At 73.3% G+C, this 20,381-nt stretch carries 21 protein-coding genes; 9 read left to right on the forward strand and 12 right to left on the reverse strand.

Annotation, left to right across the window (positions count from 1 at the left end; all coding sequences use genetic code 11):
- Positions 1-19: 19 nt before the first annotated feature.
- The 3 genes from ACY34J_RS20215 to ACY34J_RS20225 all read right to left on the reverse strand — a co-directional run bounded on the left by ACY34J_RS20215 (position 20) and on the right by ACY34J_RS20225 (position 4,948).
- Entirely contained in the window at positions 20-1,444 is a 1,425-nt protein-coding gene (locus ACY34J_RS20215) for an amino acid permease (protein WP_462727897.1), read from the reverse strand.
- 272 nt (positions 1,445-1,716) lie between these two features.
- On the reverse strand, positions 1,717-3,864 hold the full coding sequence (locus ACY34J_RS20220; protein WP_462727898.1) for an alkaline phosphatase family protein: 2,148 nt from the start codon (positions 3,862-3,864) through the stop codon (positions 1,717-1,719).
- Between the two features lie 160 nt (positions 3,865-4,024).
- Entirely contained in the window at positions 4,025-4,948 is a 924-nt protein-coding gene (locus ACY34J_RS20225) for a ketopantoate reductase family protein (protein WP_462727899.1), read from the reverse strand.
- 252 nt (positions 4,949-5,200) lie between these two features.
- On the opposite strand from ACY34J_RS20225, the gene ACY34J_RS20230 reads away from it, so the two are divergent.
- Both ACY34J_RS20230 and ACY34J_RS20235 read left to right on the forward strand, forming a co-directional pair.
- Positions 5,201-5,980, forward strand: coding sequence for an MBL fold metallo-hydrolase (locus tag ACY34J_RS20230; protein ID WP_462727900.1), 780 nt, complete (start codon positions 5,201-5,203; stop codon positions 5,978-5,980).
- A gap of 35 nt (positions 5,981-6,015) precedes the next feature.
- On the forward strand, positions 6,016-6,624 hold the full coding sequence (locus tag ACY34J_RS20235) for a DedA family protein (protein WP_462727917.1): 609 nt from the start codon (positions 6,016-6,018) through the stop codon (positions 6,622-6,624).
- Between the two features lie 17 nt (positions 6,625-6,641).
- Here the strand turns inward: ACY34J_RS20235 and ACY34J_RS20240 are convergent, their stop codons facing one another.
- From ACY34J_RS20240 to ACY34J_RS20250, 3 genes are all read right to left on the reverse strand, one after another.
- Positions 6,642-7,664, reverse strand: coding sequence for an MBL fold metallo-hydrolase (locus ACY34J_RS20240; RefSeq protein WP_462727901.1), 1,023 nt, complete (start codon positions 7,662-7,664; stop codon positions 6,642-6,644).
- Between the two features lie 96 nt (positions 7,665-7,760).
- On the reverse strand, positions 7,761-9,014 hold the full coding sequence (locus tag ACY34J_RS20245) for an aminotransferase class I/II-fold pyridoxal phosphate-dependent enzyme (RefSeq protein ID WP_462727902.1): 1,254 nt from the start codon (positions 9,012-9,014) through the stop codon (positions 7,761-7,763).
- 177 nt (positions 9,015-9,191) lie between these two features.
- The gene (locus ACY34J_RS20250) at positions 9,192-10,088 is read right to left on the reverse strand and encodes an ANTAR domain-containing response regulator (RefSeq protein ID WP_462727903.1); all 897 of its coding nucleotides are present in this window, start codon (positions 10,086-10,088) and stop codon (positions 9,192-9,194) included.
- Between the two features lie 113 nt (positions 10,089-10,201).
- Between ACY34J_RS20250 and ACY34J_RS20255 the strand changes: the two genes are divergently transcribed.
- Positions 10,202-11,422: a PAS domain-containing protein gene (locus ACY34J_RS20255; protein ID WP_462727904.1), complete on the forward strand. Its 1,221-nt coding sequence runs from the start codon at positions 10,202-10,204 to the stop codon at positions 11,420-11,422.
- Positions 11,423-11,463: 41 nt separating this feature from the next.
- Here ACY34J_RS20255 and ACY34J_RS20260 read toward each other — a convergent pair whose 3' ends face one another.
- Complete coding sequence (locus ACY34J_RS20260) at positions 11,464-12,273, reverse strand: RNA polymerase sigma factor SigF (protein WP_462727905.1); 810 nt, start codon at positions 12,271-12,273, stop codon at positions 11,464-11,466.
- A gap of 400 nt (positions 12,274-12,673) precedes the next feature.
- Here ACY34J_RS20260 and ACY34J_RS20265 point away from each other — a divergent pair, with 400 nt between their 5' ends.
- Entirely contained in the window at positions 12,674-13,765 is a 1,092-nt protein-coding gene (locus ACY34J_RS20265; protein ID WP_462727906.1) for an enolase C-terminal domain-like protein, read from the forward strand.
- 75 nt (positions 13,766-13,840) lie between these two features.
- Here ACY34J_RS20265 and ACY34J_RS20270 read toward each other — a convergent pair whose 3' ends face one another.
- The 5 genes from ACY34J_RS20270 to ACY34J_RS20290 form a co-directional block, all read right to left on the reverse strand.
- A complete protein-coding gene (locus tag ACY34J_RS20270) occupies positions 13,841-14,161 on the reverse strand; it encodes a DUF4235 domain-containing protein (protein WP_462727907.1) in 321 nt (106 codons plus the stop codon).
- A complete protein-coding gene (locus ACY34J_RS20275; protein ID WP_462727908.1) occupies positions 14,158-14,463 on the reverse strand; it encodes a DUF3618 domain-containing protein in 306 nt (101 codons plus the stop codon). Before ACY34J_RS20275 ends, ACY34J_RS20270 begins: the two co-directional genes overlap by 4 nt.
- On the reverse strand, positions 14,460-14,846 hold the full coding sequence (locus ACY34J_RS20280) for a phage holin family protein (RefSeq protein ID WP_462727918.1): 387 nt from the start codon (positions 14,844-14,846) through the stop codon (positions 14,460-14,462). Before ACY34J_RS20280 ends, ACY34J_RS20275 begins: the two co-directional genes overlap by 4 nt.
- Positions 14,847-14,872: 26 nt before the next feature.
- Positions 14,873-15,043 (reverse strand): hypothetical protein, encoded by a 171-nt coding sequence (locus ACY34J_RS20285; RefSeq protein WP_462727909.1) that lies wholly within the window; start codon positions 15,041-15,043, stop codon positions 14,873-14,875.
- A 347-nt stretch (positions 15,044-15,390) separates the two neighbouring features.
- The gene (locus ACY34J_RS20290) at positions 15,391-15,645 is read right to left on the reverse strand and encodes a DUF6158 family protein (protein ID WP_462727910.1); all 255 of its coding nucleotides are present in this window, start codon (positions 15,643-15,645) and stop codon (positions 15,391-15,393) included.
- A gap of 140 nt (positions 15,646-15,785) precedes the next feature.
- Between ACY34J_RS20290 and ACY34J_RS20295 the strand changes: the two genes are divergently transcribed.
- The 5 genes from ACY34J_RS20295 (at position 15,786) to ACY34J_RS20315 (ending at position 20,305) form a co-directional block, all read left to right on the forward strand.
- Positions 15,786-16,937: a baeRF2 domain-containing protein gene (locus ACY34J_RS20295; RefSeq protein WP_462727911.1), complete on the forward strand. Its 1,152-nt coding sequence runs from the start codon at positions 15,786-15,788 to the stop codon at positions 16,935-16,937.
- A 20-nt stretch (positions 16,938-16,957) separates the two neighbouring features.
- Positions 16,958-17,338 carry a DUF2795 domain-containing protein gene (locus ACY34J_RS20300; protein WP_462727912.1) on the forward strand — a complete coding sequence of 127 codons (381 nt, stop codon included), beginning with the start codon at positions 16,958-16,960 and terminating at the stop codon, positions 17,336-17,338.
- Positions 17,339-17,422: 84 nt separating this feature from the next.
- Positions 17,423-17,809, forward strand: a complete 387-nt coding sequence (locus ACY34J_RS20305; protein WP_462727913.1) for a CBS domain-containing protein — start codon at positions 17,423-17,425, stop codon at positions 17,807-17,809.
- A 79-nt stretch (positions 17,810-17,888) separates the two neighbouring features.
- A complete protein-coding gene (locus ACY34J_RS20310) occupies positions 17,889-19,400 on the forward strand; it encodes a diacylglycerol kinase family protein (RefSeq protein ID WP_462727914.1) in 1,512 nt (503 codons plus the stop codon).
- A 95-nt stretch (positions 19,401-19,495) separates the two neighbouring features.
- Positions 19,496-20,305, forward strand: coding sequence for a methyltransferase domain-containing protein (locus ACY34J_RS20315; protein WP_462727915.1), 810 nt, complete (start codon positions 19,496-19,498; stop codon positions 20,303-20,305).
- The last annotated feature ends 76 nt before the right edge of the window (positions 20,306-20,381 follow it).

Below are 20,381 nucleotides of genomic sequence, written 5' to 3' on the forward strand. Positions count from 1 at the left end.
CGGGAGTAGATCCACCGCCTCAGCGGGTGCCGGCGCGCGCCGTGCGGGCGGCCATCCAGGCGTAGACCAGGACACCGGCGAAGAGGAACAGCACGCCCTGGTACACGGCGGCGTACCCCGCGCCGGCCACGAGCCAGAGGGAGAACCCGAAGGCGGCCAGCGCCAGTACGGCGTCACGCACCAGTCGGCCGGTGCTGACACGGTCGCGCTGTCCTGAGGCGAGGAAGTACAACTGGGCCGCCGTCGCCAGCAGGTAGGGAACCGTCGCCGTGAAGGTGGTGATCAGGACGAGGACTTCGAAGAGACCGGTGGTCCCTGCCGCGTAGTTGTAGACGGTGAGCAGCGAGGAGAGGGCCACGGCGACGATCACGCCGAAGACCGGCACACCGCGCCTCTTCCGCGCGAAGGCGGCGGGGAAGAGCCCGTCCTGTGCGGCCGCGTACGGGGTCTGGGCGCTGAGCAGGGTCCAGCCGTTGAGGGCGCCGACCATCGAGACGAGCGCCGCGCAGGCCACCGCGGCACCGCCCCAGGTGCCGCCGAACATCGCGTTGACGGCGTCGGTGAAGGGAGCGGTGGACTTCAGCAGCTTGTCGTGGGCGACGGTGCCGAAGACGGCGAGGGTGCCGAGCAGATAGACCAGCGCGGCGCCGATCGTCCCGAGGACGGAGGCGCGCCCGACGTTGCGGCGCGGGTCGCGTACCTCGCCGGCGCTGACCGCGGCCGACTCCACACCGAGGTAGCTGAAGAGCAGGATGGCGGCGGACGCGGAGACCGCGCCGAGGGCGCCCCCGCCGCTTGCCCGGAACGGTCCAAGGTTGGCCGGGTCGAAGAAGAACAGCCCGCCGACGGCGACCAGCAGCAGGGGCAGGAACTTCAGCACGGTGGAGACCAGCTGGACGGCGCCGACGTAGCGGGTGCCGGCCAGATTGGCGAGTGCGGGCAGCCACTGCAGCAGGAGCGCTGCGGCCAGGGTCTGCCAGGTGCCGTGCACGGGCAGCAGCACGTCGAGGTAGCCGACGGCGGCGACGGCGAGCGCCGCGTTGCTCACCCAGGTGGTGATCCAGTACGACCAGGCGGCCAGGAAGCCCGCGAAGTCGCCGAAGGCCTCGCGGGCGTAGACGTACGGGCCGCCGGTACGCGGATTGCGATCGGCGAGCCGCCCGAAGACGAGCGCGAGCGCGATGGCGCCGAGCGTGAGCGCACCGAAGGCGATAAGGCTGATGGTGCCGTACGGGGCGACGGAGGCGGGGAGCAGGAAGATGCCGCCGCCGATGATGTTGCCCATGACCAGCGCGGTCGCGGCGGGGAGCCCGAAGCGGCGGGCGTGACGGCTGGTGGCCTCCGCGGCGGGAGCGGACGCCTGAGCGGGGACCGCGGTCGCGGGCGGGGTGTGAGCCTCGCCCTGGGCCGGAGCCGACGGGGGGACGGTTCCGGTGTCGTGCATGGAGTGGTGCGCCTTTCGTCGTGCTGGGTGCGCCCCGACCGCGCGTCGCGAGCGGCCCGGACGCGCAGTGCCCCGCCGACGATGGCGCGCACGCGTCCGCCTGTTCGGAGCGGGGGGTACGCTCCATGGTCCACTATTCGGACAGCAGAGACCAAATGACCTTCGATTGTCCGGCTTGATGCTCAACACGTCCGAAAATCGGACGGTTGTCACCCCGTGCCACCGGGCTTTCTCCTGTGCGGCACCGGGCCGGATTCCTCCCCCCGAAGCGTTCAGTCACCGGGCAGGCGTCGCCGAAGCTCAGCGCCCCGGGCGGAGCTCGGCGCGAAGCGCCGGGCCCTCGCCGGCACCGGCACCTGGGGGCCGTTCACCTCGCTCAGCCAGCGGCGCAGCACCTGGTGGATCCGCTCCGCGCCGATCAGCTCCTCGTCCTCGGCCGCCGGCGGGCCCAGCGCCACGGGCCAGAGCAGAAACGCCCGCCCCTGGCAGCCGCCCAGCCCGCCGTGCGAGCCGATCTGCTCCTCGAAGGCGTACACCTCGCCCGTCTTCGGGTCGTAAGCGGAGTTGACCATGATGTCGGCGGTATGCGGAAAGCCCGCCGTGCGCCATACGGCCTCCTCCGCGCCGGGCCCGAAGACGGCCAGCGGGTTCTCCCCGGTCAGCTCCCCGGTCTCCAGCCGCAGCTCGGCGCCGCCCGCGCCCAGGACCACCGGGCCGTGCTCCTCGCTGGTGACGAGGAGGAAGCCCACACCCGGGTGCTCCGCCAGCGTCCGCAACAGCGCCGGGTGTCTGCGATCGATCTCCTCCCGGCTCACCCGGCCGGGCTGGTCGGGGAAGCTGACGAGCGCGAGGTTGCCCGAGCCGAGGACGATGGGGTCCGACTTCCGGGGCCGCCGCTGCGGCTGGACGCCGGCGGGCTTCTCCGGCCGGTGCAGGGCGGCGCGCGCGGCGGCCCGCGCCTCCGACCCGCTCGCCGAGCGCCCGGCCCGCCGGGACACCGGCAGCCCGCACCCGGCCCGCACCAGGTCGTGGAGGGAGAGGCCGTAGGTGCCGGCGAAGGTGGCCCCCGGGCTCTGGCCGTGGTCGGACAGCAGCACGATCCGGTACGGGCGCGGCGCGTGCTCGGCGACCTTGGCGATCAGGGCGATGCTCCGGTCGATGCGCGCCAGGACGCGCCCGGCGTCCCGGCTGCGCGGGCCCGAGTGATGCGCCACCTCGTCGTAGCCGACCAGATCGGCGTAGACGACCGTACGCCCCGCGAGCATGTCGCCCATCACCGCCGCGACGACGACATCCCGCTCCACGACGGTCGCGAACGCCCGCACGAACGGATACAGCCCGCCGCGCCGGACGCGCGGCTGCTCGCGCCGCACCAGCGCCCGCGTCGACTGGCCGATCTCACGGCAGACCTCGGCGACGTACGAGACGGCCGTACGGGTCGCGTTCGCCGGGTCGGAGAAATACGTGAAGTAGCCCGCGCGGGAGCGGTTCTCCTTGCCGCGCCGGGCGGCCACCGCCAGGACCAGCGCCAGCTGCTCGGCGCCGCCGCTGAAGAGGTTGCCGCGACTGGCCCCGCCCGCGGCGAGCAGCCCGGCGTACCCGGTGCGCTGGACCGCCCGCCGCTGGAGCTCGGCGACGGTGCTGGGCCGGCTGCACACCATCACCTCGCCCGTCTCCTTCTCGTACCAGCGGAAGGCGGGCACGTCGTGGTTGGTGCCGTGCAGGATGGCGAGCTGGCTGGCGCCGGTCTGGCTGGACCAGTCGGTGCGCCAGGGGGTGAGCCGGTGGCTGCCGGAGCCGTACCAGGCGCCCGCGGTTTCCAGCAGCGGCGGCTTCGACCGGCCCCCGGGGCACTCGCGTTCGCGCAGCGCGTCGGCCAGCACGTCGTACCCGACCCCGTCGAGCTGGAGGAACACCGTGCCGGGGGCCGTCCACCGTCTGCTGCCGGGGTAGCCGCGCCGCCTGCGCCGGTCGGCGAGCCGGTACAGCCGCCGGCGGTACGCGGCATCGTCGCGTACGGCGAGGGCCGTGCTCGTCGCCGAGGCGACGGCGGACATGACGGCAGCCACGAGCACGGCCGTCTCGGGCGCCATGGCACCGCGCTGGTCCGGCACCAGCCAGAAGGCGACCAGGAGAAGGGTGCCGTTGAGGAAGAACACCAGCAGTCCGAGCACGAACGCCGGCACCAGCAGCAGGGCCCGGACGACCGCCGGCCAGACCAGGGCGCTGAGCAGACCGAACGCGCCGGCACCGAGGGCGGCGGTGAGGGCGATCCGAGTGGTGCTGTCGCCGTTCGCCGACTCCAGCCGGAAGTCGGGGAGGGCGCCGGCGAGGAGCAGCATCGTCAGGGTGCTCACCCCCCAGACGACGAGCACTCGCAGGACGGTGCCCCCCGCGGCCCGCCACTTTCCTTCGCTCACGCCGCTCCCCGCCTCGTACGTCCCCCCGCGTCCCCTGCGCGGACTTCGTCCCCCGTTGTCCAGCGTGGCACAGGGCACCGGGCCACCGAGGCGGATTTACCCACCCCTGCCGAAGCGGCGGGGTGCTCTCCTGGCGGGAATCACCGCAGCAACTCGCCGACTACCGTGCGGCCTCCCCGTGCGCGCCGGCCCGCAGCTCCGCCACCACCAGCGCGGTGACCGGCGCCGGGACGCCGTGCGCCTGTGCCGCGCGGAGCACCGCTCCGCCGATCGCGTCGAGTTCGAGCGGACGGCCGGCTTCGGCGTCGCGCAGCATGGAGGACTTCAACTCCGCGGGCGCCAGCTCGAACATCGCCAGCACATGGTCGGCGTCGACCGGCGCTCCGGCGGCACGCGCCACGGCGGTGACCTCACCGAGGACGGCGAGCAGTTCGGACCGCCGCTCGCTGCGGATGACACCGACCGTCGTGCCGTAGCGGGTGGTGAGCAGGGCCATCGGAGCGAGGAAGGCGAGCTTGTCCCAGAGCATGGCGGTCTCGTCCTCCCGCACGTACATGCCGAACCCGGCGTCCTTCAGGAGCGCTGCGACACGGTCGAGGCGGGCGCGGGATTCCGGTGCGGCGGGGGCGGCGAGTTCGATGGCGGCGAAGGGGCTGGTGTGCTCGATACGGCCGGGCGCGGCGCGCGTCGACTCGACCTTGATGGTGGCGGCGACCACCTGCTCGGCGGGGTAGCGGTCGCGCAGCAGGGTGAGGTGGTCGAGTCCGTTGAGGAGCGGTACGACCAAGCCGGCGCCGAGGACCTCGGGGCTGACGCGGGCGAGGGCCGCCTCAAGGGCCGTCTCCTTCACGGTGACGAGGCAGACGTCGACCGGTTCCCGCAGCTCGGTGTCGGCCTCGACCGGGACGGTGAAGTCGCCGTACTGCCCGCTGCGCACCTCGAGGCCGTCCTTGCGCAGCGTCTGAACGGTGTCCGGTCCGGCCAGGCACACCACGCGGTGTCCGGCGCGGGCCAGCAGGGCGGCGGCCAGGCCTCCGACGCCGCCGGGGCCGAGCACCGCCACGGTCGACGGGTTCGCGTTCACATGTCCTCCTGGACTCGACGGCTGGGAAGGGAGATCGCGGACTGTACATGCCGGTGGGTACGGGGAACAGAAGCGGAGGTTACGGAGCGCGCCCGGGTGCGTTCTCCCAGTGTGGGGTGGTGTGACAACGGCCCCGCACCGCGCAGCCGCGGAGGGCCTAGGCTCGACCCTGCGTGCGCGCGGGGCGGCCCTGTGGCGGGTGCGGGCGTGGGGCACGCGGACGGTGCGAGCGGTCGTGGGAGGTAGGGACGCGTGGCGGTCGAGATCACCTGGTGGGGCCACGCCACCACGACGGTGGCGGACTCCGGGGTGCGCGTCCTCACCGACCCCGTCTTCGTACCGCGGCTGGGCCATCTGCGGCGGCGCAGAGGCGCGCTGCCCCCGCCCGAGGCGGCCCGTGCGGACGTCGCGGTCGTCTCGCATCTGCACGCCGACCACCTGCATCTGCGGTCCCTGGCACAGCTGCGAACCGGCACCCGGCTGCTCGTGCCCCGCGGCGCGCCGGCGGCCGTACCGGGGCTGCGGCGGCTTGCCGCCGGCGGGCTGCGGATCACCGAGGTCGCACCCGGTGACGAGATCCCCGTACGCGATGTGGTGATCCGTGCCGTACGGGCCGCACACGACGGGCGGCGCCTGCCGTACGGGCCGCGCCGTACACCGGCCCTCGGCTATGTGGTGCGCGGTGCGGCCTCGACGTACTTCGCGGGCGACACCGGGCTGTTCGCGGACATGCCGGTTGAGGTGGGGCCGTGCGATGTGGCGCTGCTGCCGGTGGGCGGCTGGGGCCCGTTTCTGGGTCCCGGGCATCTGGACGCCCGGCGGGCGGCGCAGGCCGTGGCCCGGCTGTCCCCGGCCAGCGCCGTCCCGGTGCACTACGGCACGTACTGGCCGATCGGGCTGGACGCCGTCCGGCCGCATGAATTCCACTCGCCGGGCGATGAGTTCGTACGCCACGCGGCGCGCCTCGCACCGTGGGTCGCGGTGCACCGGCTGGGGCACGGTGAGAGCGTACGGCCGGGGGTGGCACGGTGATCAGCGAGCTGGCCGCCGAGGCGGCGCGGGGAGTCATGGGCCTGCTGCCGCCGGAGCCGACGCAGCGTGCGGTGGCCTACCCGTCGCTGTTCCTGCTGGTGGCGCTCGGGTCGCTGGTACCGGTCGTGCCGACGGGTGCGCTGGTGAGCACGGCCGCGGTGGTGGCCTTCCACCAGACCATGCCGCTGTCGTTGCTGCTGGTGTTCGTGGTGGCGGCGCTCGCCGCGTTCCTGGGGGATCTGGGCCTGTACTGGCTGGGGCAGCGCGGGGTCGGGTCGAAGAACGGCTCGCGCTGGCTGGAGCGGCTGCGTGAGCGGACCGCTCCGGACCGGCTGGAGATGGCGCAGCGGAAGCTGGACGAGCACAAGGTGACGGTGCTGGTGCTGTCCCGGCTGACGCCGGCGGGCCGGATCCCGGTGATGCTGGCGTGCCTGCTCGGGCGGATGCCGATGCGGCGGTTTGTCCAGGGCGATGTGCCGGCGTGCCTGGCGTGGGCGGCGGCGTATCAGCTGATCGGGATCCTGGGCGGCTCACTGTTTCCGGAGCCGTGGGAGGGCGTGCTGGCGGCGGTGGCGCTGACGCTCCTGATCAGCGCGGTGCCCTCGCTCTGGCGACGGCTCCGCCCCAGCCGCGCGGACGGCTGACCCGCCCGCGGCGGGCGTCAGCCGGGGCCGAATTCCGGCGGCGAGGCCAGTTGGGGGCTGAGCACCCGCGAGGCCCCGACCGGGAGGTCCCACAGGTCGTCGCGAGGGCGGCCCGCCGCCTCCCAGGCCGCGCGCACGCGGGTGAGCGGCTCCAGCGGAGGCTCGGCCGAGAGCAGAAAGGTCCCCCAGTGCATGGGCGCCATGACGCTCGCCCCGAGGTCGGCACACGCCTGGACGGCCTCCTCCGGATCGGTGTGCACCGAGCCGAGCATCCAGCGCGGGTCGTACGCACCGATCGGCAGCAGCGCCAGATCGATGCCGGGGAACCGGTGGCCGATCTCCGCGAAACAGTGCCCGTAACCCGTATCCCCGGCGAAGTACACGCGCTGCCCCGACGGGTCGGTGAGCACCCAGCCGCCCCACAGCGAGCGGCAGGTGTCGGTGAGCGTGCGCTTGCTCCAGTGGTGCGCGGGAACGAAGTCGAAGCGGACGCCGCCCAGTTCGGCCGCCTCCCACCAGTCGAGTTCGGTGACGCGCGCGAAGCGGCGGCGACGGCACCACGCGCCGAGTCCGGCGGGGACGAACAGATGCGTGTCGCGCGGCAGCCGCTTGAGGGTGGGGAGGTCGAGGTGGTCGTAGTGGTTGTGACTGATGACGACGGCGTCGATCCGCGGAAGGTCCTCCCAGCGGACACCGACCGGGGTGATACGGGCGGGCGTGCCGAGGATCCGGCGGGACCAGACGGGATCGGTGAGTACGGTCAGCCCGCCGATCCGCACCACCCAGCTGGCGTGACCGGCCCAGGTGACGGCGACCGTACGGGGGTCGGCGGGCGGCAGCGGCCCCGGCTCGACGGGCACCCGCGGGACCTCGCTGAGTGCGGCGGCGCTCGGGCGCAGGCCGGCCTCGTGGACCAGCCGGACGAGGGCGCGGACGGCGGGCAGCGCGAAGGTGAGCCGGTCGGCGAACGACCGTGGCCATTCGCGGATCTCGCCAAGTGGGCGGGGCTTGGCGAGGGAGCACTCGGTGTGTTCCGTCATCGGGACTCCGTTCGGGTGGGGCGGGCCCGGTCGGGGTGCTCGCCTGCCTGCGTCGGATGGTCCGGTCTCAGATATGTCTCCGGTATCTCTCGGCTGTCAGGTCGCCGGCGTGTCGCCGGCGTTCTGCGGCTGTGCGCCCAGCTCTGCGAATGCCGGTCCGAACAGCCTCAACGCCTCGGCCACATGAGGCAATTCCAGCGGGTCCGACGCGGTGAGGGCCGCCAGCCGCCGCTCCTCGGACGCGCCCAGCAGCCAGCCTGTCGACAGCCGTACGCGCAGCGCGTCCGGGGCTTCCCCGAAGCGGTGGCCGCCGGGGACGTGCTGGCCCAGTCGCCGGGAAAGGTGGTCCTCCAGCTCCACGGAGTCGGTGATGCCGCGGGCGGCCAGGGCGGGGCGGAGCGGATCGAGATCGGCGTAGAGCTGGCTGCCCGCCTCCGGTGGGCGGCACAGGACGCCGGCCGCGGTGACGGTGCGGTGCAGGGCGTCGGCGAGCGTCGCGTGCAGGCGAACCGCGGCGGTGAGGCGGGCGGTGACGGCAGCGGGCTCGGTCAGAGCGTGACCAGCGGCGGCGGCCACCGGGGCGGCGAGTACGGCGTGCAGCGCGGCGAGGGCGTCGAGTGTGGCGGCGTGCAGTTCAGCGCCCCGCCAGGTGCCCGGGAAGCGGGCGATCGCGGCGGGCCAGCCGGCCGGGGCGAGCGTGGCGCCGAGATCATCGAGGACGACGACGCTGTGCGGCTGCATCTCGGCGGGGCTCAGCAGCACGGTCGTGTCCGGGTGGTGCACGGTGTCGCGGTAGGTCTCGTCGCTGATGATCAGGATGTCCTCGGCGACGGCGGCCTCGCACACCTCGTGTACGAGCTCGGGCGGCGGGACGGTGCCGGAGGGATCGTCGGCGACGGACATCACCAGAACCCGCGGGTCGCCGCCCTCGGCGCGGACCCGGCGTACGGTCTCCAGCAGCGCGAACGGATCAGGGACGCCGCCGCACTCGGCGGGGGTGGGAGCGTGGTAGGCGTACCGCCCCAGGAGCGGGGCGGACGGCCCGTGCCAGGCGGCGCACGGGCGCGCGAGGAGCACATCGCCGCCGGCCGCGGCGAGCAGTGCCAGGAGCAGGACCGGTGCGCCGGGGGCGGCGGCGACATGGAAGGTGTCGGTGGGCAGGCCGCGGCGGGACCAGTAGCCGCAGGCGGCGTCGAGAAGGGCCCGGCCGCCGCCCACCGGCTCGGCCTCCGCACTGCCGGCGGCGTGGGCAAGCCGCTCCGCGAGCTCTGGAAGGACCGGCAGAGCGGGCGCGGGGGCAGGGGGCCCGAACGGGGCCGGGCCGCGGCCCTCCGCTGCGGTCCCCTCCATCCGTACACCTCCGGGGTGTCAATCCGACGCCATGCCCCGGTCTCAGTCCGAGGCCGCGTCTCCCATCCTTCGCAGATCGCCGGCACCCGGCAACGCGGACCAGTGGGCTCGCGCTCCGGGCGTCGTGTTCGCCTGCCCACCGTGTCCGCTGCGCACCCTGCCCCAGCCGCCCCTTGCTCAGGGCGGCAGACGGCCCCACGAGGACGGCCCGGCCGAGGACCGCGTCACCGAGGCGGCCTTGGGCGTGGCAGGACGTCTGCGCCGGTCGGGTGTCGCCCGCTGCCGTGCGGGGCCCGGACCGGGAGATCCGGAAGTGCGGATGGGGGAACTCCCCTGATCCTGCGGCTGCTTCGGCAGGAACTTCTCCGCCAGGGCGCGGATCTCCCGCTCGGCGCCGCGGCCGCGTGTCCGGACCAGCGCCTCGGCCAGCTCCGACACCTTGCGGTTGGTGCGCTGGGACATCCGCCGCAGCAGCGAGAAGGCCGTGCCGGGTCCGCAGCCCAGGACGTACATGATGATGCCGCAGGCCTGGTCCACCACCGGGCGCGAGCGCAGCGCGGTGTCGAGCTGGTCGTTCTCGGCCAGGACCTGGCGGTACCGCTGGTCGCGCACCAGCCCGGCGGTCGCAAGATCCCCGAGGAGCGCGGTGAGATCGTGTCCGCAGTCCTCCAGGGGACCCGGACGGAAGCCGTAGACGGACAGGGTCACCGTCAGGCCGTCCCGCAGGAAGGGGAGGGTGGTGCTGGAGCGCACACCCGCCTCCAGCGCCTTGGCCCGGTACACCGGCCAGCGCTCGTCGTACAGCAGATCCTGCGCCTCCGTCGGGCCCCCGGTGTCCAGGGCGACCGGTATCGGCCCCTCTCCCGACTCCCACTGCACCGTCACCAGGGCCGACAGATCGGGATGGGTGACCGCCGTCGCGGGCTCCCGGCCCTCCTCCACCGTGCCGTCCCGGACCGTCGCGGTGGCTGCCGCGCCGCAGCAGACCGGATTGCAGGAAGCCGCCTGTTCCGCCAGCTGCGCCAGCTCGGCGCACTCGGTGTACTCCAGATGTTCGGCCGGGCGTACCGTCACGGCTGCTCGTCGCTCCCTCTTCTCCGTCAGCGGCAAGGGTTTCTCTCAATCCCGTGCCCTCCAGAGTCGCCGGAAAACGGCAGGCGGCGCGGGAAGCGGCTACGGTGTGGCCCATGGCCGAGTCGTCGGAGTTCGGTGCGGAGCTGTCGGACTTCCGCAGTCGGGTGGAGGAGCTGCGCTCGGCGCGCTCGCTTCCTCCGGAAGAGCGCATCGCGGCCCTGGACGCGGCGTTGTTCGAGCTGCAGCACGCGGCCGAGGTGCTGTGGCCGCGGTACGAGGAACTGGCCGCGGCGGCGCAGCGCAACGGCCTACGCCGGGACGACCCGGAACTGCGGCTGCTGCGCGGCCTCTTCCAGCAACTGCCGCTGCCGGTCGCGCTGCTGGACCGGGCAACGGTCGTACGGCGGCTCAACGTCGCCGCGACGGAGCTGTTCGGGATGCGGACCGGCTATGCGACGGGGCGGGCCCTGACCGGGCTGCTGGCGCACGACGGCCGGGCGGCGTTCCGGTCCCAGGTTGCCGCGGTCGCCCGGGGTGAAGGAGACCGCAGCCTGGAGGTACGGCTGCTGCCCGAGGCGGGCGCGCTCGCCCGGCCGGACGAAACGCTGCACGTCACGCTCACAGCGCTGCAGCCGCCCGGCGAGCCGCGGCCGGCGGTGCTCGCCGCCTTCCACGAGAGCCCAGGCCGGGACGCCCCGGGCCGCGGGTCCGCATCGGCCGGCCGCCGGGCCGAGCCCGGGGCCCGCGCGACCGGCACTCCCCCGCCGGACCTCGCCGAGGTCTCCCGCCACGCGGCGTCGATGGACCTGCTCGACGACATGGCCTGCGAGCTGCTGCACACCGCGGCCGACGGCCCGGAGGCCGTGCTGCGCGGCGCCGCCGAACTGCTGCACGGCCGCTTCGCGGACTGGGTGATCGCCGACGTCGCCGAGAAGGAGGCCGGCGACGAGCCGGCGGGCCGCCGGCTGCGCCGCATCGCCGTGCTGGGTCCCGGCCCGGAGGAGGAGGCCGCGCTCACCGCCCAGGACCCGGCCGGCTGCCCGCTGGTGGTGGAGGCGGTCCGCGACCGCGTCTCCGCGCTGCGCGTACGCCCCGACGACCCGGACGCGTTCGGCCGCGATGCGACGGGCGCTTCGGTGCTCGTACGGAACCAGGTGACCTCGCTGGTGTGCGTGCCGCTGTCACTGCCGCCCGGCCAGGGGCGGGACGAGCCCACGCTGGGCGCGCTCACACTGTTCCGCACGGGCGGCCGGCCGGCCTTCGAAATGGCCGAGGCCGGTGTGGTGGACCGGATGTCGCGTCACCTCGCCCTGGCGCTGCTACGGCGCGAGTGACGCGCCGCCGCAGCGGGGTGGTGCGGGCGGGCGGCGGCGCGTCAGGAGGCGTCGGCCATCACCTGGTCACACAGTGACGCGCAGGTACGGCTGATCAGCCGGGAGACGTGCATCTGCGAGATGCCCAGCTGCTCGGCGATCCGGCTCTGGGTCATATCGCAGAAGAACCGCATGTACAGGATCTGCCGCTCGCGCTCGGGCAGCCGGCTGAGCTTCGGCTTGAGCGCCTCGCGGTCGACTATCCGGTCATAGCCCGGTTCCTGGTCGCCGAGGGTGTCGACGAGGGCGTAGCCGTCCTCGGAGCCCGGAAGCTCGGCGTCCAGGGACAGCGGGGTGTAGCTGTCGAGGGCCTCCATGCCCAGCAGCACTTCGTGTTCGCTCAGGCCCGTGTGGTCGGCGATCTCGCGGACGCTGGGGCCGCGACCGTCCAGCGAGTGGGACAGCTCGCGGTGGGCAGCCCGTACCCGGTTGCGCAGCTCCTGGACCCGGCGCGGCACATGCAGGCCCCACATGTGGTCGCGGAAGTGCCGCTTCACCTCGCCGACGACGGTCGGTACGGCGAAGCTCTCGAAGGCGGTGCCGCGCTCCGGGTCGTAGCGGATGACGGCCTTGACCAGGCCGAGAGCGGCGACCTGTTCGAGGTCCTCAAGAGATTCACCCCGGTTGCGGAACTGCCGGGCCAGGCGCTCGGCCATGGGGATCCAGGCCCGGACGACCTGCTGCCGCAGAGCGTCCTTCTCCGGACCGTCCGGGAGGTGGGCGATCTCCTGGAACTCGGCCGAGGTGTCGGGTGCATCGTCGTGCGGATGCTTCACGGGAGTGCGCTTGGCCTGTGCTCGTACGGTCGTCATGTGGGGACAGCTCCCAGGACGGCGGACTGTGTCACCGCGGGAGGGGACCGTGCAATACGGCACGGACCGAGCCCACCCGGGGCAGACTCGCTGCTCCCGCGGGCGTGCCTTCGGTCCGAAGCACGAGTATCGCTTTGCCCGGCCGCGGCTCCCGTAAACCCCTGCCAACCGGCGTGGAGAGGGGGCCTTGTCGGACTTCTTCCACGCTATCCCTGAGGGGCCCCTGGCGCATCCGGGTGACTGGTTTCCCGGCGTCAGGACCCGGTTACCCGGCCGTGGGGATGGCGTCCTCGGCCCAGGTGGGGCACCTCCTGGGGCGAGCAGACAGCGGGCGCCGTCCCCGCGATGTCCGCAGCCCGCGGCGGCTGCCCACGCCAGGTGCACTTCGGGAGGGGTGGAGATGACGGTCGAACGGCTGGACGCCACCGCGTACACGGTGCCGACCGACCACCCGGAGGCCGACGGCACGCTCGCCTGGGACAGTACGACGCTGGTGCTGGTCGAGGCGCAGGCGGGGACGGTGACCGGCCAGGGCTGGACGTACGCCCCGCCGGCGGCCGCGGCGGTGGTGCACGAGCTGCTCACCGGGCCGGTGGTCGGCCGCGCGGCGCTCGATGTGGCGGGCGCGCACGAGGCGATGTCCCGGGATGTGCGCAACGCGGGCCGGCCGGGCCTGGTCTCCTGCGCGATCTCGGCGGTGGACGCGGCGCTGTGGGACCTCAAGGCGCGGATGCTGGAGCAGCAGCTGTGCCGGCTGCTGGGTGCCGTACGGGAGGACGTACCGGTCTACGGCTCCGGCGGCTTCATCACCTACGACGACCGCATGTTGCGGGCCCAGCTGTCGCACTGGGTGCAGGGCCAGGGCATCCCCCGCGTCAAGATCAAGATCGGCGAGGACCGGGGCCAGTCCGTCACCCGCGATCTGCGGCGGGTGCGGCACGCGCGCGAGACGATCGGGGCGCACGCGGAGCTGTACGTGGACGCCAATGGCGCGTACAGCCAGAAGGAGGCGGTGCGGGTCGGGCACGTGACCGCCGAGCAGGGCGTGGGCTGGTTCGAGGAGCCGGTGTCCTCGGACGACCTGGTGGGGCTGGGGGTCGTCCGGGATGCGGTGGTCCAGGACGTGGCGGCCGGCGAGTACGGCTATGACCTGCCGTACTTCGCGCGGATGGCGCCGGTCGTGGACTGTCTGCAGATCGATGTGACGCGCTGCGGCGGACCGACGGTGTGGCTGCGGGCCGCGGCCCTGGCGGAGGCCCACGGGCTGGAGGTGTCGGCGCACGGAGCACCGCATCTGCACGCCCATGTGGCCGCCGGCGTGCCGAACCTGCGGCACCTGGAGTGGTTCCACGACCACGTCCGGATCGAATCGATGCTCTTCGACGGGGCGCTGGACCCCTCCGGCGGGACGGTACGGCCGAAGACGTCCGGCGAGCCCGGTCATGGCCTGCGGTTCCGGCACGAGGAGGCCGCCCCGTACCGCGTGCTGTGACCCGTTACCGCGTGCTGTGACCCGTCGCCTCGATGGCCGGCCCCGATACGCGACAGCCGGTGCCCGTGCTGTCGGTCAACGCCTCACTGCCGCCGGACGGGCGCAGGACGCGCTGGCCGCGTAATCGGGACGACGGATCCGCCGGCGCAGCTCCGCGGCGCGGCGGGTCATCGCCGTCCGGACACCGGAGAGGAACGCGCCGTGGTACAGAACGACGGCGGGCAGCGCCGAGCGCCGGCCGCGCTCCGCGTCCGTCAGCACCGGGGCGAGTTCCGGGGTCTCGTCCCATGCCCTGACCGCGCGCCACGCACGCGTGAGGACCGAACCGGCGAGCATGCCGCCGAGCACCCCGGGCCATGGGCCCAGCGGCTTGCGGAGCAGCTTTCCCGTGCTCAACTCCCCCAGCACCGCCTTGCCCTGCCGCGGGCGCCGTGCCGGCGCCGCCCGCGCCCGGCGAGCACCGCCGTCACGGCCGCCAGGGTCACCCCGGCGCCCGCGAGGGCGATCGGTACGCGGCGCCGCCTGCCGGTCTCCGCCGCCCGCTCGGCCGTGTGCTGCACATGCCGCTTGACCTCGGCGGCCTTGTGCTGGACGCGGCTCTTGACATCGGCGCGCGCCGCCAGCTCCTCGACCGTGGCGCCCAGCCGCTCACGGGCCTGGGTAACCTGGCCGCGCAGCTCCTCTGGGGTGTTCGTCATCGGTGCGCCCTCTCCTTGATCGCTTCGACGTCGGCCTTCATCCCGCTGAGCGCCTCTTCGGGCTTCAGCGGCGTCCCCCGGCGGGTCTCCATCCTGCCCAGCAGCGCCATGACCGCGGCCAGGACGAACAGCGCGCCGGCGATGATCAGCGCGGCGGCCCAGACCGGCAAGGCGAGCGCGACCGCGGCGATGGCCGCGGCCACCAGCGCCTGCAGCCCGAGCAGGGCCATCAGTCCGGCCCCGCCGAACAGGCCACCACCGAGGCGTACCCGTTTGCCCTTGCTCACCATCTCGGCCTGGGCCAGCCGGAGTTCGCTCCGCATCAGGTGCGACAGCTCCTCCGAGGCCTGTTTGACCAGGTCACCCACCGAGGCGTCGGACATCGTCGCCCGACGTTCCAAGGTGTCCGTCACCGTCCCTCGCCTCCCTTGTGCGCGTGCACCTCTACCGCAGGGGCATTGATCATCGGGGCTTGGCGATCGTGCGATGCCGGCTTCGTGAGCAGCAGTTCCTCATAGCGCGACAGCGCGAGGATGACACCGAGCATCACGACCGGCAGGAACACCGCGAACACCGCCATGGGCCCCGTCCTTCCAGGAAGGAACAGCGCGCGCTCCGCTCAGCGGGAGCGTCGCGGACTCCGTGGCGAGTGACCGTTTTGCCCCGGGTCAAACCGCACTCCAAGCGCTCTCCAAACCCGGCCGGCGGACCGGAGCGGGGCATGACGGCGCTGCCCGCGAGCACCGCGGGCAGTCGTCACGGCTCGGGCCCGGGATCTACGAGAGATCCCGGGCCCGGCACCCTTCCATCCCCCAACTCAGGCCGCTCGGCCGCCGACCGGGTCCCCCTGGCCCCTGCCGCCAAACACCCTGCCGGCCGCTTAACTCATGAACCTTTTCTCATGAGCCTTTTCTCACGAGCCTTTTCTCATGAGTCCCGGCTGCGCGCCCCTTCGCGTGTCCGGTTCTTGACCACCTGACGGAGCGGATGGCGCCGCAGATACTCGCCCTCCAGCTCCGCCATCCGCCTGCTGTGCGCGGTCAGCGCATCCGAGGAGCCGTACAGCAGCGTGTCGTGGCGTGTGCGGTGGATGTTCTCCAGCTCCTTGATCAACTGCGCTTCTTCAAGCTCGGCCGGGGGGACGCCGACGCCCTGCCGTGCGACATCGCTGATATCGGCCATGGGGATCTCCTTCCATGACTCCTTGACTCCTACGTACGTGACCGCCGCGGGACCACAGTGCAGCCGTGTGCCAGTCGTCTCCTCGGGTACCCGGTCCGCAACACCCACACAGATCGGCACAGTGCAGTACGGAGGAAGCAATGGATCTCGCGTTCCTCACCCCGCTCGCGGACCGTCCGGGCCCGTGGGCATCCGTTTACGTCGACACCTCGCAGACCTCACCGGCGGCGGCAGGTGAGCAGGAGCTGGCGGCACGCCACGCCTGCGAGAGGCTGTCACGGGACGGCGCCGACGATCCCACGTGCCGAGCTGTGTACGACATGATCACCTCGCTCCCCCGCTCCGGTGGGGCCCCGGGACAGGCGGTCTTCGCCACCGGCGGGGAGATCGCGCTTGGACTGCCGCTCGCCACGGCCCCACCGGGCGCCCAGGCCACCTGGTCCGCGCTGCCGCACATCGGCCCGCTGCTGGAATACACCGGCGAGGATCCCGCGTGCCTGGTGGCCTACATCGATCGTAGGGGCGCGGATTTCGAGCTGCGCGACGAGCAGGGGCGGCACCCCGCGGGCCGGCAGCGCGGCGCGGACTGGCCGGTGCACCGCACCGCGACCGCCGACTGGTCCGAGCGGCACTTCCAGCTCAAGGTGGAGAACACCTGGGAGCGCAACGCCGGGGAGATCGCCAAGGCCCTGCACGCCTGCTGGGAGGAGACAGGTGCGCAGACCGTGCTGCTGGTGGGCGACCCGCGCGAGCGTCGCGCCGTGCACGACCGGCTGTCCGAGCCGCTGCGCTCGGCGGCCACCGAGACCGAGCGCGGCGGGCGCGCGGCAGGCTCCGGGTCCAGGCTGCTCGACCACGAGATCGCCAAGGCGCGGGCCGAGCATGTGCGCGAGCACACCGCCGAGGTGCTGGACCGCTTCCGCGCCGGGCGCCCCGGTACCACGGCCGACGGTGAGCGGCAGGACGCGGTGGAGGGAGTGCCCGCGCTGGTGGAGGCGGCCCGTGAGCACCGGATCGCGACGCTGCTCGTACGGCCGGACGGCGCCGATCCGCACCGCGAGGTGTGGGTGGGGCGGGAGCCCGATCAGGTGGCGGTGCGGCGCACCGACGCCCAGTACCTCGGCGATCTGCACCCCGTATCCGCACGGGCGGACGATGCTTTGCTGCGCTCGGCCGCGGCAACCGGAGCGGAGGCGCTGCGGGTACCGACGGCGGGGGGAGCGGCCGACGACCTGCCGGTCGGCGGGCTCGGCGCGCTGCTGCGCTGGCCGCGGGCCGGCGAGGCGCGGTGAACGGAGAACAGGAGGACGACATGGAGCGACGAAGCAAGCTCAGCCCGCACCGGGACGACGAGATGAAGCACGAGTTGCAGGGCCTCCTGCGCACCGGCCACTCCACACGGGCGGAGGAGTGGCACGATCCGGAGCCTGCCGCCGACGATGACCCGGCCGTCGCCGCCGGGTACGTGTGGACGCGCGGCGTGGTGGACGAGACCGAAGCACTGCGCTACGAGCTCGCCCGGTATCTGGCCCGAACGCCGTTTCCCGCGAAGCGGCGGGAGCTGCTGCACACCCTCCGGGAACGCAACGCCCCGGACCAGCTGGTCGACCTCGTGCGCGACCTGCCGTCGCACGACACCTACCGCAATGTGCAGGAAGTGGTCGAGGCGCTCGGCGTCGTAACGAGCCGGTGAAGTGGCGCGTTTCAAACGGGCCATGGACGTACGGGGGTGAAGGGAAGGCCCACAGGCCACAGAAGACGAGAGAAGAGGCAGCGAATGCCACGGTATGTCAGGGATGTGATGACCTCGGGCGTGATGGCCGTTCGTCCCGACGCCTCACTGGTGGAGGCTGCCCAGCTGATGCGCGCCCAGGACATCGGGGACGTGGTGGTGACCAAGGGCGGCCAGATCATGGGGCTGCTCACCGACCGCCACATCACCCTGCGGGCCGTCGCCGACGGCCTGGACCCGCTGACGGTCAGCACCCAGTCGGTGTGCGACCCAGCCCCGGTGACGGTCCGTCCGGACGAGACGGTGGACTCGGCGGTGACGAAGATGCGCGGACACGCGATCAGCCGGCTGCCCGTCGTCGGGGACGGCGGCCGGCCGATGGGCATGGTGAGCATCGGCGACATCACTCAGGGCAGCCGTTCGGAGGCGTGAACGGCCTGACGGCGAGTGAACCGGGCGGTGCACTCCAGGTGCACCGGCATGTACGCAGCACAGCGGGTATGCGGTCTGCATGGATGAGTCGCTGAGAAAGCGTGTCCGTACCTGGCTGATCGAACGGGACCGGTCCGCGTTCGCGCTGGTGGCCTCGCGTCGGTGGCCGGGTGCGGAGCCGGTCCTGCCACGTCTGAGCCGCAGCGCCAACCACGGTCTGCTGTGGTTGGCGGTCGCGGCCGGAATGTGGGCGCTGGGCAGTTCGCGGAGCCGGCGCGCGGCGGTGCGCGGCGTGGCCTCGCTGGCACTGGCGTCGGCCACCGTCAACACTCTGGGCAAACGGTCGGTGCGCCGGGCGCGCCCGCTGCTGGACCCGGTGCCCATGGTGCGGCATCTGCCGCGCCAGCCGTTCACCACCTCATTCCCGTCCGGGCATTCGGCCTCGGCGGCGGCCTTCACGGTGGGCGCGGCGCTCGAGTCTCCCCGCTGGGGCGCGGCACTGGCACCGGTCGCCGCCTCGGTCGCCTTCTCCCGCATCTACACCGGAGTCCACTATCCGAGCGATGTGCTGGCGGGCCTGGCGCTGGGCGCGGGGGCAGCGTACACAGTGCGCGGACTGGTGCCGTCCCGGACGCAGCTGCCGCCGCCGGCCCGTCCGCGTACGGACGCCCCCGCGCTGCCGGAGGGCGACGGCCTGGTCGTGGTGGCGAACCCCTCCTCCGGGGCGCAGCCACAACTCGCGGACCCGGTACGGCAGCTGCGTACGGCGCTGCCGCGGGCCGAGGTGGTGCTGTACGAGGAGGAGGCCGGCCCGCTGCCGAAGGTGCTGGAGGACGCGGCGCGGGATGCCGCGGCAAGGGGCGGTGCGCTGGGGGTGTGCGGCGGCGACGGCACGGTGAACGCGGCCGTGACGGCCGCGTTGCGGTTCGGTGTGCCGCTCGCGGTGCTGCCCGGCGGGACGTTCAACCACTTCGCGGTGGATCTCGGGGTGGAGAGCATCGTGGAGGCCTGCGCGGCCGTGGCGGCGGGCAGTGCGGTGAAGGTGGACGTGGGCCGGGTGACACCGGCCGGGAAGTCCGCGGCGTCTCACGAGCCGATCCACTTCCTGAACACCTTCAGCCTGGGTGCGTATCCGGAACTGGTACGGGTGCGGGAACGCTGGTCGCCACGCATCGGCGGACCGGCGGCGACCCTGCTCGGGGTGGTGCAGGTGCTGCGCACCTGCCGGCCGGTGGAGGCCAGGGTGAACGGGCGCCGCAGGTCGATGTGGCTGCTGTTCGCGGGCAATGGCGCCTATCGCAGCGTCGGGCTCGCGCCGGTGCGCCGCTACGACCTGGCGGACGGCCTGCTGGACGTACGGATCGCGCACGCCGGCCGCTTCGCCCGGACCGGCCTGCTCGCGGCGGCGGTGAGCGGGGTGCTCAAGCGGTCACCGGCGTACGCGGCCGCGCGGACGCAGCGGATCCGGATCGCCGGTCTGCCGCCGGGCAGCCACATGGCGTACGACGGCGAAGTGGCGCCCGCGCCTGAGGTCTTCCAGCTCGACAAGCTCGAGGAGGGGCTGACCGTCTACCGGCCGGTCATGGATTGACCTGCCGTCTGAATAATGAGACTGCGTTCTCGAATTACAAGATACGAGCGTAGGCTGCGGGCATGTGCTGACGCACCGTCGAGAGGGGATCCGCCATGCCGCGCACAGAAGCCGTCTACACCCACGGCCACCACGAGTCGGTACTGCGCTCACACCGCTGGCGGACAGCCGCCAACTCGGCGGCGTATCTGCTGGGCGAGCTGAAGCCGCACATGCGGATCCTGGACATCGGATGCGGCCCAGGCACCATCACCGCGGACCTGGCCGAGCTGGTGCCCCAGGGGCACGTCACCGGAGTCGACGCGGCGCCCGGCATCCTGGACCAGGCCCGGGCGGCAGCCGCCGAGCGCGGCGTGGACAACGTCCACTTCGCGGTCGCGGACGTCCACGCCCTGGAATACCCGGGCGACTCCTTCTGCGTCGTCCACGCCCACCAGGTGCTGCAGCACGTCACCGACCCGGTCCAGGCGCTGCGCGAGATGCGACGGGTGTGCGAACCCGGCGGGATCGTCGCGGCCCGCGACTCCGACTACGCGGCCATGACCTGGTATCCGGCCGTGCCCGGACTGGACGACTGGGCGGAGCTGTACCAGCGGGTGGCGCGGAGCAACGGCGGCGAGCCGGACGCCGGGCGACGGCTGCCGGCCTGGGCGCGGCAGGCCGGCTTCACGGATGTCACCGCCTCGGCCGGCACCTGGTGCTTTGCGACTGAGGAGGAGCGGGCCTGGTGGAGCGGTCTGTGGGCGGACCGTACCGTCGCGTCGGAGTACGCGCGGCTGGCGGTGGACGGCGGCCACGCCACGCAAGCTGAACTGCGGCGGATCGCGGACGCGTGGCGGGAGTGGGGGGCGCGGGAGGACGGCTGGTTCACCGTGCTGCACGGCGAGGTGCTGTGCCGGGCCTAGTGCCGCGTCAGCCGGGTTTGCCCCGCTCGCCGCCCTGGCACGGCCATCTGCTGCGTTGCCCGATCGACCGAGCAGG

This window comes from Streptomyces sp. HSS9-12 (assembly GCF_054963655.1).

What these genes read in the sequence shown, in the direction of transcription:
- ACY34J_RS20310 (WP_462727914.1), top strand. Translation starts at nt 17,889, where the DNA reads ATGGATGAGTCGCTGAGAAAGCGTGTCCGTACCTGGCTGATCGAACGG.
- ACY34J_RS20265 (WP_462727906.1), top strand. Translation starts at nt 12,674, where the DNA reads ATGACGGTCGAACGGCTGGACGCCACCGCGTACACGGTGCCGACCGAC.
- ACY34J_RS20260 (WP_462727905.1), bottom strand. Translation starts at nt 12,273, where the DNA reads ATGACGACCGTACGAGCACAGGCCAAGCGCACTCCCGTGAAGCATCCG.
- ACY34J_RS20290 (WP_462727910.1), bottom strand. Translation starts at nt 15,645, where the DNA reads ATGGCCGATATCAGCGATGTCGCACGGCAGGGCGTCGGCGTCCCCCCG.
- ACY34J_RS20275 (WP_462727908.1), bottom strand. Translation starts at nt 14,463, where the DNA reads ATGACGAACACCCCAGAGGAGCTGCGCGGCCAGGTTACCCAGGCCCGT.
- ACY34J_RS20215 (WP_462727897.1), bottom strand. Translation starts at nt 1,444, where the DNA reads ATGCACGACACCGGAACCGTCCCCCCGTCGGCTCCGGCCCAGGGCGAG.
- ACY34J_RS20305 (WP_462727913.1), top strand. Translation starts at nt 17,423, where the DNA reads ATGCCACGGTATGTCAGGGATGTGATGACCTCGGGCGTGATGGCCGTT.
- ACY34J_RS20280 (WP_462727918.1), bottom strand. Translation starts at nt 14,846, where the DNA reads ATGTCCGACGCCTCGGTGGGTGACCTGGTCAAACAGGCCTCGGAGGAG.
- ACY34J_RS20245 (WP_462727902.1), bottom strand. Translation starts at nt 9,014, where the DNA reads ATGGAGGGGACCGCAGCGGAGGGCCGCGGCCCGGCCCCGTTCGGGCCC.
- ACY34J_RS20285 (WP_462727909.1), bottom strand. Translation starts at nt 15,043, where the DNA reads ATGGCGGTGTTCGCGGTGTTCCTGCCGGTCGTGATGCTCGGTGTCATC.
- ACY34J_RS20235 (WP_462727917.1), top strand. Translation starts at nt 6,016, where the DNA reads ATGGGCCTGCTGCCGCCGGAGCCGACGCAGCGTGCGGTGGCCTACCCG.
- ACY34J_RS20255 (WP_462727904.1), top strand. Translation starts at nt 10,202, where the DNA reads ATGGCCGAGTCGTCGGAGTTCGGTGCGGAGCTGTCGGACTTCCGCAGT.
- ACY34J_RS20315 (WP_462727915.1), top strand. Translation starts at nt 19,496, where the DNA reads ATGCCGCGCACAGAAGCCGTCTACACCCACGGCCACCACGAGTCGGTA.
- ACY34J_RS20295 (WP_462727911.1), top strand. Translation starts at nt 15,786, where the DNA reads ATGGATCTCGCGTTCCTCACCCCGCTCGCGGACCGTCCGGGCCCGTGG.
- ACY34J_RS20240 (WP_462727901.1), bottom strand. Translation starts at nt 7,664, where the DNA reads ATGACGGAACACACCGAGTGCTCCCTCGCCAAGCCCCGCCCACTTGGC.
- ACY34J_RS20300 (WP_462727912.1), top strand. Translation starts at nt 16,958, where the DNA reads ATGGAGCGACGAAGCAAGCTCAGCCCGCACCGGGACGACGAGATGAAG.